Here is an 18411-nt window from a genome sequence, read left to right as displayed (position 1 = left end):
GGTTGTTGGGGGCACTGCCCGCCCCGGCCGGGAGCGGACGGCGAACGCGCCCCGTGGTGCCGGGCGGGTGTGTGGATATACCTGTGGAGCGGGCCGGTGCCGCCGCTGTCACGGCGGCCTTCTCAGCAGAGCGGACTCCGCCGTCTACAGCACACGCGCGAGCACGGAATACGCCACGCGTACAGCAAGCGCTCCGGCAGCCGGGTGACCCTACGGCTTACGTGGTGGCCGCGGGCCCGGCGCTACCCCGTCCGGCCTCCGCCTATCCCCTTCCGGCACATTGCACACGATCGGCCCAACGGGGAGACTTCCTACGGGTGACGGGACGCCGACCGTCCTCCCCTCGCGGTGCCACGGGAACTACGCACCGGTAGGTCCCACGGGACGGGCATGCTCGCCAGGTGCCGATGGGAAAGCTCAAACGGTACGCAGTGAAGTCACCGTCCCCGCCCCGTCGTCCACGGCTCCGTCTCCGGCGCATTTCCTCCGCATCCACCCGGGTGAACGCGGGCAGGAGCAGTCATGCCCGCGACCGGCCGAGCGCCGGCGCAGCCGATAGAAAGAACAGAACCGCCAGACCTCCAGATCCCGTCGAACCTCCAGGTGATTCCATGATCGGTCGCATCCCCGTCCTGGACCTCGGCCCGCTCGTGGACTGCGGCCGCAGACCGGTCAAGGCCGTGGCGGGCGAGTCCTTCCAGGTGACCGCCACCGTCTTCCGCGAGGGCCATGACGCGGTGGGCGCGAACGTGGTGCTGCGGGGGCCCGCCGGCCGGTCCGGGCCGTGGACGCCGATGCGGGAGCTGGCGCCGGGCACCGACCGCTGGGGCGCCGAGGTCACCCCGGACGCGGAGGGCCGCTGGACGTACGCGGTGGAGGCGTGGAGCGACCCGGTGGAGAGCTGGCGGCACCAGGCCCGGATCAAGATCCCGGCCGGGATCGACTCCGAACTGGTCCTGGAGGAGGGCGCGCTGCTGTTCGAGCGGGCCGCCGCCGGGGTGCCGAAGAACGACGGCAGGGAGGCGGTGCTCGCCGCCGTCGACGGCCTGCGGGACGCCGGCCGGCCGGCGGCCGGGCGGCTCGCCGCCGCGCTGGCCCCCGACGTCACGGCCGCCCTGGCCGCCCACCCGCTGCGCGAACTGGTCAGCAGCGGCCGGCCGGTGCCGGTCCTCGTCGAGCGCGAACGGGCGCTGTTCGGCTCGTGGTACGAGCTGTTCCCCCGTTCCGAGGGCGCGCGGCTGCCCCAGGACGGGCCGCCGGTCAGCGGCACCTTCCGGACGGCGGCCGAGCGGCTCCCGGCCGTCGCGGCCATGGGCTTCGACGTGGTCTACCTCCCGCCGGTGCACCCCATCGGCACCGCCTTCCGCAAGGGCCCCAACAACGGCCTGACGGCGGGTCCGTACGACGTGGGCAGCCCCTGGGCGATCGGCTCCGCCGCCGGCGGGCACGACGCCCTGCACCCGGACCTCGGCACCTTCGAGGACTTCGCCCACTTCGTGGCGCGGGCGCGCGAGCTGCGCATGGAGGTGGCGCTCGACTTCGCGCTCCAGTGCTCCCCGGAGCACCCGTGGGTGGACAAGCACCCCGAGTGGTTCCACCACCGCGCCGACGGCTCCGTCGCGTACGCCGAGAACCCGCCGAAGAAGTACCAGGACATCTATCCGCTGGCCTTCGACGCGGACTTCGACGGGCTCGTCCGGGAGACGCTGCGGGTGCTGCGCTTCTGGATGGCGCGCGGGATCCGGATCTTCCGGGTCGACAATCCGCACACCAAGCCCGTGTCCTTCTGGGAGAAGGTCATCGGCGACGTGGGCCGCACGGACCCCGATGTGGTGTTCCTGGCCGAGGCGTTCACCCGGCCCGCCATGATGCGCACGCTCGGGGCGATCGGCTTCCAGCAGTCGTACACCTACTTCACCTGGCGCAACTCCAAGCAGGAGCTCACCGACTACCTGACCGAGCTGGCGGGGGACGCGAGCGCGGCGTGCATGCGGCCGAACTTCTTCGTCAACACCCCCGACATCCTGCACGCCTATCTCCAGGACGGCGGCCGCGCGGCGTTCGAGATCCGGGCCGTGCTCGCCGCGACGCTCTCCCCCTCCTGGGGTGTCTACGCCGGTTACGAGCTGTGCGAGAACACCCCGGTGCGGGCGGGCAGCGAGGAGTATCTGGACTCCGAGAAGTACCAGCTGCGGCCGCGGGACTGGGCCGCGGCGGAGCGCGAGGGGCGCAGCCTCGCGCCGTTGCTCACCGCGCTCAACCGGCTGCGGCGGCGGCAGCCCGCCCTCCGCCGGCTGCGCAACGTGCGTTTCCATGACGCCGACAACGACGCCGTCATCGCCTATTCCAAGCGGACCGGCGGCCCCGGCGGCTCCTGTGTGCTGACGGTCGTCAACCTCGACCCCCACCACACCCAGGAGGCCACGGTCTCGTTGAACATGCCGGAACTCGGCCTCGAATGGCACGAGTCCGTCCCGGTGCGCGACGAGCTCACCGGAGAGACCTATCACTGGGGCAGGGACAACTATGTGCGCCTGGAGCCGGGCCGTTCCATCGCGCCCGCGCACGTGTTCTCGCTGCGACCGTCCTCACCGATCGGAGGGTCACCCACACCATGATCGTCAACGAGCCCGTCCCCGACACGTTCGAGGACACCCCGGCGAAGGATCTGGATCCGGACTGGTTCAAGCGCGCCGTCTTCTACGAGGTGCTCGTCCGGTCGTTCCAGGACAGCGACGGCGACGGCATCGGCGACCTCAAGGGTCTGACGGCCAAGCTGGACTATCTGCAGTGGCTCGGCGTGGACTGCCTGTGGCTGCCGCCGTTCTTCCAGTCACCCCTGCGCGACGGCGGCTACGACGTCTCGGACTACACCTCGGTGCTGCCCGAGTTCGGTGACCTCGCCGACTTCGTGGAGTTCGTGGACGCGGCGCACCAGCGCGGCATGCGCGTCATCATCGATTTTGTCATGAACCATACGAGCGATCAGCACGAGTGGTTCCAGCAGTCCCGCGCGGACCCCGACGGCCCCTACGGCGACTACTACGTCTGGGCCGACGACGACAAGCAGTACCAGGGCGCGCGGATCATCTTCGTCGACACCGAGTCCTCGAACTGGACCTTCGACCCGGTCCGCAAGCAGTACTACTGGCACCGCTTCTTCTCCCACCAGCCGGACCTCAACTACGAGAACCCGGCCGTGCAGGAGGAGATCCTGGCCGCGCTGCGGTTCTGGCTCGACCTCGGCATCGACGGCTTCCGGCTCGACGCCGTGCCCTACCTCTTCGCCGAGGAGGGCACCAACTGCGAGAACCTGCCGCGCAGCCACGAGTTCCTCAAGCGGGTGCGGGCCGAGATCGACGCCGGCTACCCCGACACCGTGCTGCTCGCCGAGGCCAACCAGTGGCCAGAGGACGTCGTCGACTACTTCGGCGACTACACCACGGGCGGCGACGAGTGCCATATGGCGTTCCACTTCCCCGTGATGCCACGCATCTTCATGGCCGTACGGCGGGAATCCCGCTACCCGGTCTCGGAAATCCTGGCCAAGACCCCGGCCATTCCCTCGCGCTGCCAGTGGGGCATCTTCCTCCGCAACCACGACGAGCTCACGCTCGAGATGGTCACCGACGAGGAACGCGACTACATGTACGCGGAGTACGCCAAGGACCCGCGGATGCGCGCCAACATCGGCATCCGGCGCCGGCTGGCACCGCTGCTCGACAACGACCGCAATCAGATCGAGCTGTTCACCGCGCTCCTGCTGTCGCTGCCCGGCTCGCCGATCCTCTACTACGGCGACGAGATCGGCATGGGCGACAACATCTGGCTCGGTGACCGCGACGGCGTGCGGACGCCGATGCAGTGGACGCCGGACCGCAACGCGGGCTTCTCCTCCTGCGATCCGGGGCGGCTGTACCTGCCGACCATCATGGACCCGGTCTACGGCTATCAGGTCACCAACGTCGAGGCGGCGATGAGCAGCCCGTCCTCGCTGCTGCACTGGACGCGGCGGATGATCGAGATCCGTAAGCAGAACCCGGCCTTCGGGCTCGGCTCGTACACCGAGCTGTCCTCCAGCAATCCGGCGGTGCTGGCCTTCCTGCGCGAAGTGCGGGTGCCGGGGCAGCGGGACGACGACCTGGTCCTGTGCGTGAACAATTTCTCGCGCTTCGCACAGCCGACCGAGCTCGATCTGCGCGCGTTCAACGGCAGGCATCCGGTCGAGCTCATCGGCGGGGTGCGCTTCCCGGCCATCGGGGAGCTGCCCTACCTGCTGACCCTCGCGGGTCACGGCTTCTACTGGTTCCGGCTGCGGCAGAGCGCGCCCACGCCGCCGGGGCACTGAGCCGTGCCCGTGCGCGCCCGGGCCCGATCGGGCGCGCACGGGCGGTTTTCCCCCGCGAAGCCTGGGAACCCTCACTACTACGCACGGGCCGGACCGAACCGATCGACCACTGATCCACAACTGATCGCTTCCGCCGCCGGGGCCCTCCTCGCTCACGGGTCCGACAGCACGCACCGCACGCATCGCACGCACCGAATGCAGGGGGCCACCCGTGGCCGCCGGGGCTGACCGTACGGACGATCCTCGCCCGACACGTCCCGCACCGCACACCGGTCAAAGCCGCAATCCGGGACACTTTGCCCAATCTGTCGTGTGCCCGGGGAAAGGACGCGACGCCATGTCGGACGCTGCACCGTCCCACCGCGGGACCACCCGCCGGGGGACGCCCCCCGGACCTCTGTTGTCCTCGGTCCGTGCCGCCCCGGCCGACGCCGCGCAGCGGACGGACGCCGCCGGGGCGGGACTTCTGAGTTCCCTGGTGCCGCTGCTCGCGGAGTGGCTGCCCCGGCAGCGGTGGTTCGCGGGGAAGGGCCGTCCGATCACCGGCTTCACCCTCGTCACGGCGACCGAACTGCTCCCGCACATCCCCGGCACCACGGCGCCCGGCCTGCTGCACCTGCTCGTACGGGCCCACCAGACCGGCTCCCCCACGGCCCGCCCCGGCCCCCTCGACGCACCGGGCCCCGCCGTGCACGCGGGCACCGACGACTGCTACCAACTCCTGCTCGGCGTGCAGGACGTGCTGCCGCCCCACCTGGCCGGCACGCTCATCGGTCGCCCCTCCGGCGGCCCCCTGCACGGCCGCACCGTCTACGAGGGCCTCGCCGACCCCCGCCTCGCCGCCCTCCTCCTGGAGCGGCTGCGGACGCCCGGCCGGCTCGGACCGCTGCGCTTCACGCGCGAGGAGGGCGCCGTCATCCCCGCCGGGCTGACCCCTCGGCTGCTCACCGCCGAACAGTCCAACTCCTCGGTCATCTACGGCGAAACGTATATCCTCAAGCTCTTCCGTCGCGTCTGCCCCGGCACCAACCCCGACCTCGAACTGCCCCGCGCGCTCGCCGCCCGCGGCTGCAACCGGGTCCCGGCGCCCGCCGCGTGGTTCGAGGCCGAGCCGCCGGGCCCGGACGCCGACGCCCTCACGCTCGGCGTCCTCCAGCCCTATCTGCCCGGCTCCGCCGACGGCTGGCAGCTCGCGCTGAGCGCCCTCGCCGTACGGGCCGACTTCACCGCCTCCGCGCGCGCACTCGGGCACGCCACCGCCGAGGTCCACGGCGCGCTCGCCGAAGCGCTGCCCACCGTCGTGCTGCGCCGCCCCCAGCTGGAACACCTCGCCGCCGCGATGACCCGCCGCCTGGACGCCGCCGCCGACGCCGTGCCCGCCCTGCGCCCCTACCGGGCCGCGCTGCGCGCCGCGTACGACGAACTCGCCGCGCTCGGCCGGGCCGGGCGCACCTGGCACGCCCAGCGCATCCACGGCGACCTGCACCTCGGCCAGGCACTGCGCACCGCCGAGGACGGCCGCTGGGCGCTCATCGACTTCGAGGGCGAGCCCGCCCGCCCGCTGGCCGAGCGCTGCCGTCCGCAGCCCGCGGCCCGCGACGTCGCGGGCATGCTGCGCTCCTTCGACTACGCGGCCGCGGTCGGGCGCGCGAGCGGCGGCACCTGGTCCGCGCGCGCCCGCGCGGCCTTCTGCGAGGGCTACGCCACGGTGCGCGGCGACCCCCGCGAGGACCCCGAGCTGCTGCGCGCCCACGAGACGGACAAGGCCGTCTACGAAGTCCTCTACGAGGCCCGCCACCGCCCGGACTGGCTGCCCGTGCCGATGTCGGCGATCCGTCGGCTGGCGGATTCCCCGGCGGCGGGCGAGGCTGTCGCCGGAGCGGCGCGCCCGGGCGGCGGCATGCCCGGGCGCACGGACGAGGCGCCGGAGAGCGACGCGTCCGCATGACGAACCGGAGCCCAGCACCACCGATCCGCCCTCCGGCCTCCGCCGGGGGAAGCCCGAGGAGGACCGCCCCGTGACCGCTCGTCCCCCGTCCAGCCGCCCGTCGCCCGAGCCGGGAGCGGGCCGCCCCGCGGGCCCGTCCGGGATCCCGGCCACGTTCCTGCCCGGCCGGGCCCGCACGGGCCCGGTACCGCGCGCGGAGGGCGGCCGGCCGTCGGGCAGCGACGCGGGCGTACGCGCCACGTCGGCCGGGGACCCCGGCGGCGACCCGGCAGCCACGGGCGCGGCCTCGGGTCGCGGAGACGGCGAGCCCCGTACGGACAGTGGCGCGCCCAGGAGCGGCCAGGGGGCCCGTGCGGACAATGGCGCGGGCACCGACGACGGCGGGCTTCCGGGCAAGAGCGACGACCCGGGCGAGCGCCTCCGTGCAACTTCCGGCGGCGGGCCCGGCAAGGCCCGTACGGACGGCGACCCGGCCGCGCACGCGGCCTCGGGCGGCCGACCCGACAAGGCTCATGCAGGCGGCACCCGCGCAGACGGCGGCGCGACGGCGCGCAAGAGCGACGACCCTGACAAGGGCCTCCGTACAACCACCGGCGACGCACCCGGCAAGGCCCGTACGGGCAGCGACCCGGCCACGACCACGCGCGCGGCCTCGGACCGCGAACCCGGCAAGGCCCGCGGCGGCCGGGCCGCAGGCGGGAGCGGCAGCACGGCCGCGGGTGGGCGGGCCGGGAAGGGCCGGTCCCCGGCCGCCGGCGTGAGCCCCGCAGCTCGTGCCCCCCGCACCGCCGGCGCAGCCGCCGCAGCGGAGCCGCTCGGTGACGAGGAGCGCGACCGGCTGCTGCACGGCGCCCATCACGACCCGCACGCGCTGCTGGGCGCGCACCCCGTGCCGGGCGGTGTCGCGTTCCGGGCGCTGCGCCCGTTCGCCCGTTCGGTGGAAGTCATCGCCGAGGGTCTGCGGGCGGCGCTGCACGACGAGGGCGACGGCCTCTTCGCGGGCGTCCTCCCCCTCCGGGAGATCCCCGCCTACCGCCTGCTGGTGACCTACGACGACGCGGAGGCGGAGGTCCACGACCCGTACCGCTTCCTGCCGACGCTCGGCGACCTGGACCTGCACCTGATCCGCGAGGGCCGGCACGAGGAGCTGTGGCGGGCGCTGGGCGCCGAGCCGATGACCCACGAGGGCGTGAGCGGCACCCGCTTCAGCGTGTGGGCGCCGAACGCGCGGGGCGTGCAGGTGGTCGGGGACTTCAACTACTGGGACGGCACGGGCCATCCGATGCGCTCCCTGGGCGGTGCGGGGGTGTGGGAGCTCTTCGTGCCGGACCTCGGCGAGGGCGCGCTCTACAAGTTCCGGATCACCCGCCCCGACGGCTCGCACACGATGCGCGCGGACCCGATGGCCCGGCGCACCGAGGTGCCCCCCGCCAACGCCTCGATCGTGCACGCGTCGCACCACGCGTGGAAGGACGGCGCGTGGCTGGAGCGGCGCGGCGAGCGGCCCGTGCACGAGGCCCCGTTCTCCGTCTACGAGGTGCACCTGGCGTCCTGGCGGCCTGGCCTCACCTACCGGCAGCTCGCCGAGCAACTGCCCGCGTACGTCAAGGACCTCGGCTTCACGCACGTGGAGCTGATGCCGGTGGCGGAGCACCCCTTCGGCGGCTCGTGGGGCTACCAGGTCACGGGCTTCTACGCGCCGACGGCCCGGCTGGGCACGCCCGACGACTTCAAGTACCTGATCGACGCGCTGCACCGGGCGGGCATCGGGGTGCTGATGGACTGGGTGCCCGCGCACTTCCCGCGCGACGACTGGGCGCTGGCCGAGTTCGACGGGTGCCCGCTGTACGAGCACGGGGACCCGGCGCGGGCCGCGCACCCGGACTGGGGCACGCTGGAGTTCGACTACGGCCGCACGGAGGTCCGCAACTTCCTGGTGGCGAACGCCGTCTACTGGTGCCAGGAGTTCCACATCGACGGGCTGCGCGTGGACGCCGTGGCCTCGATGCTCTACCTCGACTACTCCCGCGAGGAGGGCCAGTGGACGCCCAACGTCCACGGCGGGCGGGAGAACCTCGACGCAGTGGCCTTCCTCCAGGAGATGAACGCGACCGTCTACCGCCGCTGCCCCGGGGTCGTCACCATCGCCGAGGAGTCCACCGCCTGGGACGGCGTCACCCGTGCCACCCACCACGTAGGGCCGGGCGGCTTCGGCGGCCTGGGCTTCGGCCTGAAGTGGAACATGGGCTGGATGCACGACTCCCTGCTCTACGTCTCCAAGGAGCCGGTCCACCGGAAGTACCACCACGGTGAGATGACCTTCTCCATGATCTACGCCTACAGCGAGAACTACGTGCTGCCCATCTCGCACGACGAGGTGGTGCACGGCAAGCGCTCGCTGGTCTCGAAGATGCCGGGCGACTGGTGGCAGCAGCGTGCCACCCACCGCGCCTACCTCGGCTTCATGTGGGCCCACCCGGGCAAGCAACTCCTCTTCATGGGGCAGGAGTTCGCCCAGGGCGCGGAGTGGTCCGAGGGTCACGGCCCGGACTGGTGGCTGCTGGACCCCTCCTACTCCGCGGCGGCCGACCACCGGGGCGTACGGGACCTGGTGAGCGACCTCAACCGCGTCTATCTCGACACGCCCGCGCTGTGGCAGCGCGACACCGTGCCCGAGGGCTTCGAGTGGGTCGACGGCGACGCGAGCGAGGACAACGTCTTCGCCTTCCTCCGCTACGACGCGGACGGCTCCCCCCTGCTGGCCGTCTCCAACTTCTCTCCCGTGGTGCGGCACCACTATCCGCTCGGCGTGCCGGCGCGGCCGACGGCCTGGGTGGAGGTGCTCAACACCGACGCGGAGCGGTACGGGGGTGGCGGGGTGGTCTCCCCGGACCCCGTCAAGTCGGAGGCGACGCGGCAGCACGGCCGCCCTGCCAGCGTGACGGTGACACTGCCGCCGTTGGCGACGGTGTGGTGGCGGGGGGTGTAGGGGCTCCGCCGCGTCGGGGGGCGCACACCCTCTTTGCTTTTTACCTCGCCTTTGCGATTGGATGACCTCAGCTTTTCCGAACGTCGAAGGAAACCTCCATGCAGCGCACCCTCCGCAACGCCCTGGCCGCCCTGGCCGTCACCGGCTCCGCCCTGGCACTGGCCGCCTGCGGTGGCGCCGAGGACAAGGTGACCGAGAGCGTGGACAAGGCGGTCACGGAGACGTACGAGGTGACGTACGAGATCACCGGGTCCGGCACCGCCACCGTCGACTTCAACGCGGGCAAGGGCACGGCGAACGAGCCGCAGCTGGAGACCGTCACGGACGCCGCGCTGCCCTGGAAGAGGACGGTCACCCTCAAGGGCATCGCCGCCCCCACGGTCCAGGCCACCGGGGCGGCCGACGGCGCGGAGGTGACCTGCCGGATCACCCACAAGGGCAAGGTCCTCAAGTCCGAGACGTCGAAGGACGCCTCGGCGCCGGCCTCCTGCGTGGCGGTCTCGCCGCTCGCCTGAGGGCGGGCGGGCGGCCCGGTCAGCCGGTCGCGGACGGCGTCGGGCCCGCCATCCGCTCACTGATCCACTGGATCGGGCCGCGGCCCAGGTTGGGGGCGTACGACGCGCCGTCATGCTTGCCGCCCTCTATCACGTGCAGATACGTGTGAATGGGCCCCTTGCCGTAAGTGGCCATGAAATTCCGGACGTTGGGCAGCGTCTTCTTGTTGCTCTCGCGGGTGCCGACCTGGAAGGCGAGACAGACGTCCGGCCCCTTGGCGGCGATCAGCCGCTCCGCGAGCACCTCGGGGTTGTTCTCCCGCATCTCCTTCTCGTGGCCGCGCCACAGCGGGGAGTCGGGCACGATGTCCGGGCCGTTGGCTATGACGGCCTTGAAGGTGTCCGGATGCTTCAGCACGGCCTTCAGACCCGCGAAGCCGCCGGTGGACGACCCCATGAACGCCCACCCGTCACGTGACTTCAGGGTGCGGAAGTTCGCCTTCATGAAGTCCGGGACGTCCTCGGTGAGCCAGGTGCCCATCTTCGGCTGGCCGGGTATGTCGCTGCCGTCCCAGTAGATCCCTTTGGTGTCCGGCCCCGGATTGAGCACCGGCATGGCCAGCAGGAACGGCCGGCTCTTGCCTTCCTCGTACCACTGGGCGATGTTCTCCTGGAGCCTGAAGCCGCCCATCCAGTAGTTGGTGCCGTATCCGGGACCGCCGGGCAGGGCGATCAGCACCGGGAAGCCGCTCCTCGCGAACTTCGGCTCGTCCGTGTATTCCTTGGGCGCCCAGACCCACACCTTGCCCTTGAAGCCGGACTTCCGGCCCTCCAGCGTGACGACGCTGATGTGGGTGCCGTCGTCCAGTGTCCGTACGTTCGCGAACTCGGCGGCCGGGCCGGTCGGCATCAGCGTCCCCCCGTCGGCGGGCGGCACGCCCCGCTCCTCGGCCGCGCCGTAGCCGACGGGATCCCCCTTGTCCGTGAAGGGCGGTATCTCGAAGTAGCTCATGGCGAGCCAGGCGATCAGCCCGGCCGCGACCACGCACGCCACCCCGACGAGCCCGCGTCGGGCGCGCGACGCCCGGCGGCGGCCCCGGCTGACGTACACCACACACCCATGAACACACGGATTCGGCGGTCACGCGCGCGCTCCCGGCATCCGGGGGACGCCGGGCCGTACGGATCACACCTCGTCTCTCATCAGCCTCAGGTACACCACCGAGAAGAGTGCCCCCACCAGCAGCAGGAGCAGGGCGATCGCCGTGCCGTAGCCGATCAGGGACTTCAGGAACGCCTGGTCGTACATGAACACCGGCAGCGTCTGGCTGCGGTCGCCGGGCCCGCCGCGGGTCATCGCCCAGATGAGGCCGAAGACCGACAGCGTCTGGAGCGTGTTGAGCATCAGATTGGTGGCGATCGAGCGGCGGATCATGGGCAGGGTGACGTGCCAGAACCGCCGGAGGCCGCTCGCGCCGTCGACCTCCGCCGCCTCCGTGACGTCGCGCGGGATCCCCGCCAGGGCGGCGGAGTAGACGAGCATGGAGAAGGCGGTGCCGCGCCAGACGTTGGCGAAGGAGACCGCGAGGATCGGCAGCGTGAACAGCCAGTTCTGGGTGGGGAGATGGAGCCAGTCGAGGACGGCGTTCAGCGTGCCGCGGCGGTTGAAGAAGGTGTAGAGGAGGAAGCCCGCCACGATCTCCGGGAGCACCCACGCCCCGATCACGATCGAACCGGTCAGCGCGCGCACGGGCCGCGAGGCCCGGCGCATCAGCGCGGCGAGCGCGAGGCCCAGGGTGTTCTGGCCGACGATCGACGAGAGCACGGTGAAGACGAACGTCAGGAACACCGCGTGCCGGAAGGCCTCGTCGGCGAACGCGCGCCGGAAGTTGGCCAGCCCCACGAAGGACGCGGAAGCCTGGCCGGTCAACTGCGTGTCGGTGAAGGCGAGATAGACGCAGTACGCGATGGGCCCGGCGAGGAAGAGCAGCAGCAAGGTCGTCGCCGGGGCGATCGGCCACCATCGGAGGACTTCCCTCCGGCGGCGGCCGGGGCGCGGCGCGGCGGATCCGGCGCCCGCCACCTCAACGCTCCTCGACGCTCACGCCGGAGATCGACTTCAGCGCCGCGTCGTAGCGCCCTGCGGCCCGGGCGGCCGTGGCGTCGCCCGTCGTCACCGACTCCATGGCTTCCCGGATCGCGCCGGAGACCTGGGGATAGACCGGCAGCGCCGGCCGGTAGTGCGTGTCCTTGACCAGGCCGGTGAAGAAGCCGATCCCCGGCATGGACGTGAGATAGGCGGAGTCCGCCGCCACGTCGTCCCGTACGGCGATCCCCGCGTCCCGCACGTCCCATTTCACCGCGTTGTCCTTCGTCTGGAGCGTCTCGACGGCCTGCCAGGCCAGATCCGCCTTCCCCGACTTCGCGGAGACCGACCACGCCCAGCCGCCGGACATGCTGACGGCGCCGGGCGCGGCGCCGTTCTGGGTGGGGAACGGCGCCTGGCCCATCACCTGCGACCACCGCGGCCACGGTTTGCCGCCGGACGGCAGCCAGTTCTTGCCCAGCCAGTTGCCGTCGAGGTCGATGGCGAGCTTGCCCGACGGGATCCACTCGGTGGCCACATGGCTGTCGACGTTGGGGTCCAGCGCGTCCGAGGGGTCCGGCCCGAGCTTCTCGGCGTAGACGGTCCGGACGAATTCCAGCGCGTCCTTGAAGCCCTGGCTCCCGGCGATCCACTTCTTCGCGCCCGCGTCGTAGAGCGGGTCCTTCCCGGCCGCGCCACCGGTCCCGTACAGCAGCATCTCGAAGCCCTGCATGGTCGCGGCCTCGCCGGGGCCCTTGCCGGTGTAGACGTTGAGGGGGATCACGCCGGGCAGTGCGCGCTTGAGCGTACGGGCGGCGTCGAGCACGTCCTGCCAGGTGCGCGGCCGCCAGTCGGTGGGCAGGCCGGCCTTCGCGAAGAGCTCCTTGTCGAACCAGAGCCCCCTGGTGTCCGTGCCGTCCGGCACTCCGTACGTCCTGCCGTCCTCCGCCCGCACCGCGGCCTTCGCGGACGGCGCGAAGCGGGACCAGTCCTTCCAGCCGCCCAGCTTGTCGTCCAGCGGTCTCAAGTAGCCCGCTTTCGCGTCCGAGTTGATGACGAAGGTGTCCTCGCGCACGATGTCCGGGGCGGTCTTCGCGGACCGCATCATCTGCTGCACTTTGGAGTAGTAGTCCGCCTGCGCGGCCTGCACGGGGATCAGGCGCATCTTCTTGCCCGGGTGCTCCCGCTCGAACTGCTTCTTCACCTCGGCGAGATAGTCGTCCAGGATGCGGTTCTTGTTGTCCGTGGTGCGCTGGTAGGCGACCTTCACGGTGTCGGGGTCGCTGTGGCTCCCGCCGCAGGCCGCGAGCGGCAGCAGGGCGAGGACGGTGGTGAGGGCGAGGAGCGTGGGGGTGGTGGGGCGCACGGGTCCTCCTACGGGTTGCTTGCGCCTGCGGCGGGCTTTTTCCCCACCCCGCCCCTTCCCGAACTGGGGGCAAGCCCCCAGACCCCCAATAGTCAGCCCGTCCGGCGATTGAGGACAGCGCGCGAAGCGTGCTTCGGGGGTCCGGGGGCTTGCCCCCCCCCACGCGGCGGAGCCGCATATCAGACGCAGCCGGGAAGGGGCGGGGTGGGGAACAAGCGCCGCAGGCGCCAGCAACCCGCACCCGGCAATCGGCCCCCGCTACCGCCACCGATACCGCAACTCCGGCCTCCCCACCTGCCCATACCGCGGCGCGCGCGCCGCCCGGCCCGTGCAGACGAGATGTTCCAGATAGCGGCGCGCGGTGATGCGTGAGATACCCAGCGCCGTCGCCGCCGCCCCCGACGACACGCCCTCCGGGCCCGCCTCGCGGAGCGCCGCCGTCACCGTCTGGAGCGTGTCCAGGCTCAACCCCTTGGGCAGAGCGGCCGGTTGGGGGGCGCGCAGGGCGGCCAGCGCGCGGTCGACCTCCTCCTGGCCACTGGCCTCGCCGACGACCGCCCGGAACTCCGCGTAGCGCGCGAGCCGGTCGCGGAGGGTCGCGAAGGTGAACGGCTTCAGGACGTACTGCACGACGCCCAGCGAGACGCCCTCGCGGACGACCGCCAGGTCACGCGCCGAGGTCACCGCGATGACGTCCACGCCGTGCCCGGCGGAGCGCAGGGAGCGCACGAGCTGGAAGCCGTGCCCGTCGGGCAGGTAGAGATCGAGGAGGACGAGGTCGACGGGGGTCCGCTTGAGGAACTGCGTGGCCTCGCCCCGCGTGTGCGCCACCCCGGCCACGGTGAAACCGGCCACCCGCCGTACGTACAGCGCGTGCGCGGCGGCGGCGACGGGGTCGTCCTCCACGACGAGTACGCGGATCGGCCGGCCTGCCTGCTGGGGGACGCTCACGAGCGCACCTCCTCCCGTACCCGCAGGGGCAGCCGTACGGTGAACTCCGCGCCCCCGTCCGGCACCTCGGCGACCGCGACCGTGCCGCGGTTGCGCCGCGCCGCCTGCCGGACGAGCGCCAGCCCGAGGCCGCGGCCGTGCACGGCTGCGCCCTGCGTCTGGCCGGCCTTGGTGGTCCAGCCCCGCCGGAAGACCTCGTCCACCGCCTCGGGGGCGACACCGGGGCCGTTGTCGGCGACCCGCATCAGCAGTTCGCCCGCCTCGGCGCGCAGGGTCACGGTGACACGGGGGCGGCGGCCGGGGTCTTCGGCCGCCCCGTACGGCGCCGTCTCCGACCGGAGGGCCCCGGCGGCCGCGTCGACGGCGTTGTCGAGCAGATTGCCCAGGATCGTGACCAGGTCCCTGGCCGGGAGGCCGGCGGGCAGCAGGCCGTCGTCGATGCGTGTGTCGGGGGCGAGGACGAGCTCGACGCCGTGCTCGTTGGCCTGGGCCGCCTTGCCGAGGAGGAGCGCGGCGAGCACGGGTTCCGCGACGGCGGCGACGACCTGGTCGGTGAGTGCCTGGGCGAGTTCGAGCTCGGACGTCACGAAGTCGACGGCCTCGTCGGCGCGGCCGAGCTCGATGAGGGACACCACGGCGTGCAGCCGGTTCGCGGCCTCGTGCGCCTGCGAGCGCAGCGCCTCGGCGAAGCCGCGCACGGAGTCGAGTTCGCCGGACAGGGCCTGGAGTTCCGTATGGTCGCGCAGGGTCACGACAGTGCCGCTGCGCTCCCCGCCCGACACCGGCGAGGTGTTGACGACCACGATCCGGTCGTCGGTCAGGTGCAGTTCGTCCAGGCGCGGCTCGGCCGACAGCAGGGCGTCGGTGAGCGCGGGCGGCAGGCCCAGCGCGGTGACGCGGCGGCCGATCACCTCGCCGTCCAGGCCGAGGAGTTCCCGTCCCCCGTCGTTGATCAGCGCGATGCGCCGCTGCCCGTCCAGCATCAGCAGCCCCTCGCGCACGGCGTGCAGCGCGGCCTCGTGGTAGTCGTGCATCCGGCTGAGCTCCGTGGCGTTCATACCGTGGGTGTGGCGGCGCAGCCGGGCGTTGAGGACGTACGTCCCGGCGCCGCCGAGCGCGAGCGCGCCCAGGGCGACGCCGAGCAGGCCGACGAGCCGCCGGCTGACGTCGGCGCTGATCGCGTCCACGGTGATGCCCGCGCTGACGAGGGCGATCACACGCTGCCCGTCGGTGACGGGCGCGACGGCGCGCACGGAGGGCCCCAGCGTCCCGGTGTACGTCTCGGAGAAGATCCGGCCGCCGAGCGCGGGGGCGGTGTGGCCGAGGAAGCGTTCGCCGATCCGGTCCGGGTCGGGGTGGGTCCAGCGGGTGCCGTCCCGGTCCATGATCGTCACGAAGTCGACGCCGGTGTCGTGGCGCACCCGCTCGGCGTACGGCTGGAGCGCCACCGCCGGGTCCGCCGCCCGCACCGCGTCCCGCACGGCCGGGGAGGCCGCCGCGGCGGCCGCTGCCGCCGTCACCTCGCGGCGCGCGGAGTCCTCGGCCTGGCCTCGGTCGGACGCGTAGCCGAAGGCCGCGCAGCCCGCGACCACGGCGGCGACCAGCACGGTCTGCATCGCGAAGAGCCGGCCGGCCAGGCTGTGGGGGCGGCGTATGCGGGGTTTGCGCATGGCGGACAGTCTGACCTGGGCGGGCCCATGAACGTAATGCACGCAAGGGTGACCGCAGTCACATGGGCGTGCATAGTCGCCGGAGCCCCACCCGTCGGGAGGGTGGGCGACCTGGAGCCGCTACGACGGGGAGAAGACCCATGGCCACGCAGTCCGCACCGCAGTCACCGCCGGGAGGCCCGGCGAAGGCCGGCCGGGACCGTACGCACTACCTCTACCTCGCGGTGATCGCGGCGGTGCTCGTCGGCATCGCGGTCGGGTTCGCCGCGCCGGGCGTCGCCGTCGAGCTGAAGCCGCTGGGCACCGGCTTCGTCAACCTCATCAAGATGATGATCTCGCCGATCATCTTCTGCACGATCGTGCTGGGCGTCGGTTCGGTGCGCAAGGCGGCCAAGGTCGGCGCGGTCGGCGGCCTCGCGCTCGGCTACTTCCTCGTGATGTCGACCGTCGCCCTCGCCATCGGCCTCGTGGTCGGCAACATCCTGGAGCCGGGCAGCGGGCTGCACCTGACCGAGTCGCTGCGGCACGCGGGCGCGGCGCAGGCCAAGGGTGCGAGCGAGTCGACCTCCGACTTCCTGCTCGGGATCATCCCGACGACGATGGTCTCCGCCTTCACGGGCGGCCAGGTGCTCCAGACGCTGCTGGTGGCGCTCCTGTCCGGCTTCGCGCTCCAGGCGCTGGGCACGGCCGGCGAGCCGGTGCTGCGCGGCATCGGGCACGTCCAGAAGCTCGTCTTCCGCATCCTGTCCATGGTGATGTGGGTGGCGCCGGTGGGCGCGTTCGGCGCGATGGCGGCCGTGGTCGGGGCGACGGGCGTGGACGCGCTCAAGTCCCTCGCCGTCATCATGATCGGCTTCTACACCACCTGTCTGCTCTTCGTGATCGTGGTGCTCGGCACGCTGCTGCGGCTGGTGGCGGGGGTGAACGTCTTCGCCCTGCTGAAGTATCTGGGCCGGGAGTTCCTGCTGATCCTCTCCACCTCCTCCTCGGAGTCGGCGCTGCCGCGCCTGATCGCGAAGATGGAGCACCTGGGCGTCAGCCGCCCGGTCGTGGGCATCACCGTGCCGACGGGCTACTCCTTCAACCTCGACGGCACCGCCATCTATCTGACGATGTCCTCCCTCTTCGTCGCCGAGGCCATGGGCGAACCGCTCTCCGTCGGCCAGCAGGTCTCCCTGCTCCTCTTCATGATCGTCGCCTCGAAGGGCGCGGCGGGCGTGACCGGCGCGGGCCTGGCGACCCTCGCCGGCGGCCTCCAGTCGCACCGCCCCGAACTGGTCGACGGCGTCGGCCTCATCGTCGGCATCGACCGCTTCATGAGCGAGGCCCGCGCGCTGACCAACTTCGCGGGCAACGCGGTGGCGACGGTCCTCATCGGCACCTGGACGAAGGAGATCGACAGCGCCCGCTGCCACGAGGTGCTGAGCGGCCGGCTGCCGTTCGACGAGTCCTCACTGGCGGGCGACGACGGCCACGCCGCTCCGGCGCCGGAGCCGCGGGAGGCGGCGGGGGTGTGATCCCCGCGCGTCAGGTGGCGACGGCGCACGCCACGGCGACCGCGCCGCTGCCGACGGCGCTCCAGAAGAGCCACTTGAGCAGCCGGTTCTGCACCGTCCGCCCCCGGAGGTGCCGCTCCCCCCGCCAGGCGGCACCGTGGACCAGCTGCGGCCCCGCGAAGCACAGGACCGTCAACGCGGCCAGCAGCCCGGCGAACCAGCCGACGGCGTCGGTGACATCGAGCTTGTAGCACATATCGGGAAAACCGCACGAAGCGCTGACGCTCCGCCCCGTCGCGTACTTCACGTCGAGCTCGGCGTCCTCCATGACGGTCCTGCCGTCGGCGGAGCGGAAGCTCCCGAAACAGTCGGTGGAGGTGCCGCCGCGCGAGGTCTTACCGGTCTCGCACCGCCGCACGGTGAAGGTGCCGTGCGTACCGAACAGCCCGGAGGCGTGGGCGGAGTTCACGGCCCCGAGCGCGAGGACGGCCAGCCCGACGACAACGACGAAGGCACTGCCGAAACGTACGGTCCCGCTCGAGGCGTCTCTCATGGCCTCTCCTTTCGTGCGGCGCCCAATGTAGGACGGCGGGGCCCACTCCTGCCGGGCCGGGGTGCCATGCGCTCCGCACCGCCGTCGTCTGCGGTCGCGGACGAGCGACGGTGTCAACATGGGGTGACCACCCGCACGCCGTAAAACCCGGGAAAAGTCGGCCAGTTGAGCACGCAGGACGGTAGTGTCCCCACGTGATGCATCAGCGCTGAGTCTGGCCTCCGGGTCGGCTCGACGAGTTCGGGACTCCATCCGGGGGCCTCGGACGGGGTCGGCGCTGCCCGCCGCGTCCGAGGTTCCCTCGTGGAGCCTCACAGTCGGCGAGCTCCGACCTGAGGAAAGGCGCAGTATGACGCGTCACAGGAAGCCGAAGCCGCGGATCGACTGGCAGCGGACGAAGCACCGGGTGCAGGCATTGACGTGCTCCCTGGCCTAAAGTCCAGGGATTCCGGCCTGGGCCGTCTGACCCTTCCGGGGGCTTCCTGCTTCACCGCGCTGTGCGGGCACGGG

12 protein-coding genes are annotated in these 18411 nt (G+C 72.2%); 6 read left to right on the top strand and 6 right to left on the bottom strand.

Going from position 1 to position 18411, the window contains the following annotated elements; genetic code table 11:
* The first annotated feature begins 611 nt into the window (after nucleotides 1-611).
* From AB0435_RS28750 to AB0435_RS28730, 5 genes are all read left to right on the top strand, one after another.
* The gene (locus tag AB0435_RS28750) at nucleotides 612-2618 is read left to right on the top strand and encodes an alpha-1,4-glucan--maltose-1-phosphate maltosyltransferase (protein WP_366003766.1); all 2007 of its coding nucleotides are present in this window, start codon (nucleotides 612-614) and stop codon (nucleotides 2616-2618) included.
* Nucleotides 2615-4348 (top strand): maltose alpha-D-glucosyltransferase, encoded by a 1734-nt coding sequence (treS, locus tag AB0435_RS28745; protein WP_366003767.1) that lies wholly within the window; start codon nucleotides 2615-2617, stop codon nucleotides 4346-4348. The genes AB0435_RS28750 and treS overlap by 4 nt, the downstream gene beginning before the upstream one ends.
* 337 nt (nucleotides 4349-4685) lie before the next feature.
* Complete coding sequence (locus tag AB0435_RS28740) at nucleotides 4686-6296, top strand: maltokinase (protein ID WP_366428292.1); 1611 nt, start codon at nucleotides 4686-4688, stop codon at nucleotides 6294-6296.
* 757 nt (nucleotides 6297-7053) lie between these two features.
* Nucleotides 7054-9285 (top strand): 1,4-alpha-glucan branching enzyme, encoded by a 2232-nt coding sequence (gene glgB / locus AB0435_RS28735; RefSeq protein ID WP_366003807.1) that lies wholly within the window; start codon nucleotides 7054-7056, stop codon nucleotides 9283-9285.
* A gap of 98 nt (nucleotides 9286-9383) precedes the next feature.
* Nucleotides 9384-9800 carry an MmpS family transport accessory protein gene (locus tag AB0435_RS28730; protein ID WP_366003769.1) on the top strand — a complete coding sequence of 139 codons (417 nt, stop codon included), beginning with the start codon at nucleotides 9384-9386 and terminating at the stop codon, nucleotides 9798-9800.
* 19 nt (nucleotides 9801-9819) lie between these two features.
* Here AB0435_RS28730 and AB0435_RS28725 read toward each other — a convergent pair whose 3' ends face one another.
* From AB0435_RS28725 to AB0435_RS28705, 5 genes are all read right to left on the bottom strand, one after another.
* Nucleotides 9820-10893, bottom strand: coding sequence for an alpha/beta fold hydrolase (locus tag AB0435_RS28725; protein ID WP_366003771.1), 1074 nt, complete (start codon nucleotides 10891-10893; stop codon nucleotides 9820-9822).
* A 72-nt stretch (nucleotides 10894-10965) separates the two neighbouring features.
* On the bottom strand, nucleotides 10966-11862 hold the full coding sequence (locus AB0435_RS28720; protein WP_366003772.1) for a sugar ABC transporter permease: 897 nt from the start codon (nucleotides 11860-11862) through the stop codon (nucleotides 10966-10968).
* Nucleotide 11863: 1 nt separating this feature from the next.
* Nucleotides 11864-13231, bottom strand: coding sequence for an extracellular solute-binding protein (locus AB0435_RS28715; protein ID WP_366003773.1), 1368 nt, complete (start codon nucleotides 13229-13231; stop codon nucleotides 11864-11866).
* Between the two features lie 258 nt (nucleotides 13232-13489).
* Entirely contained in the window at nucleotides 13490-14182 is a 693-nt protein-coding gene (locus AB0435_RS28710) for a response regulator (protein WP_366428291.1), read from the bottom strand.
* The gene (locus AB0435_RS28705; protein WP_366428290.1) at nucleotides 14179-15852 is read right to left on the bottom strand and encodes a sensor histidine kinase; all 1674 of its coding nucleotides are present in this window, start codon (nucleotides 15850-15852) and stop codon (nucleotides 14179-14181) included. Before AB0435_RS28705 ends, AB0435_RS28710 begins: the two co-directional genes overlap by 4 nt.
* A 140-nt stretch (nucleotides 15853-15992) precedes the next feature.
* On the opposite strand from AB0435_RS28705, the gene AB0435_RS28700 reads away from it, so the two are divergent.
* Nucleotides 15993-17369, top strand: a complete 1377-nt coding sequence (locus AB0435_RS28700; RefSeq protein ID WP_366003776.1) for a cation:dicarboxylase symporter family transporter — start codon at nucleotides 15993-15995, stop codon at nucleotides 17367-17369.
* A gap of 10 nt (nucleotides 17370-17379) precedes the next feature.
* Here AB0435_RS28700 and AB0435_RS28695 read toward each other — a convergent pair whose 3' ends face one another.
* Nucleotides 17380-17901, bottom strand: coding sequence for a hypothetical protein (locus AB0435_RS28695; protein ID WP_366428289.1), 522 nt, complete (start codon nucleotides 17899-17901; stop codon nucleotides 17380-17382).
* Between the last annotated feature and the right edge of the window lie 510 nt (nucleotides 17902-18411).

The organism is Streptomyces sp. NPDC051173 (assembly GCF_040689515.1).
GTDB lineage: Bacteria > Actinomycetota > Actinomycetes > Streptomycetales > Streptomycetaceae > Streptomyces.
The sequence above is the reverse complement of the archived record's forward strand: the minus strand, read 5'-3'. Positions and strand labels throughout refer to the sequence as shown.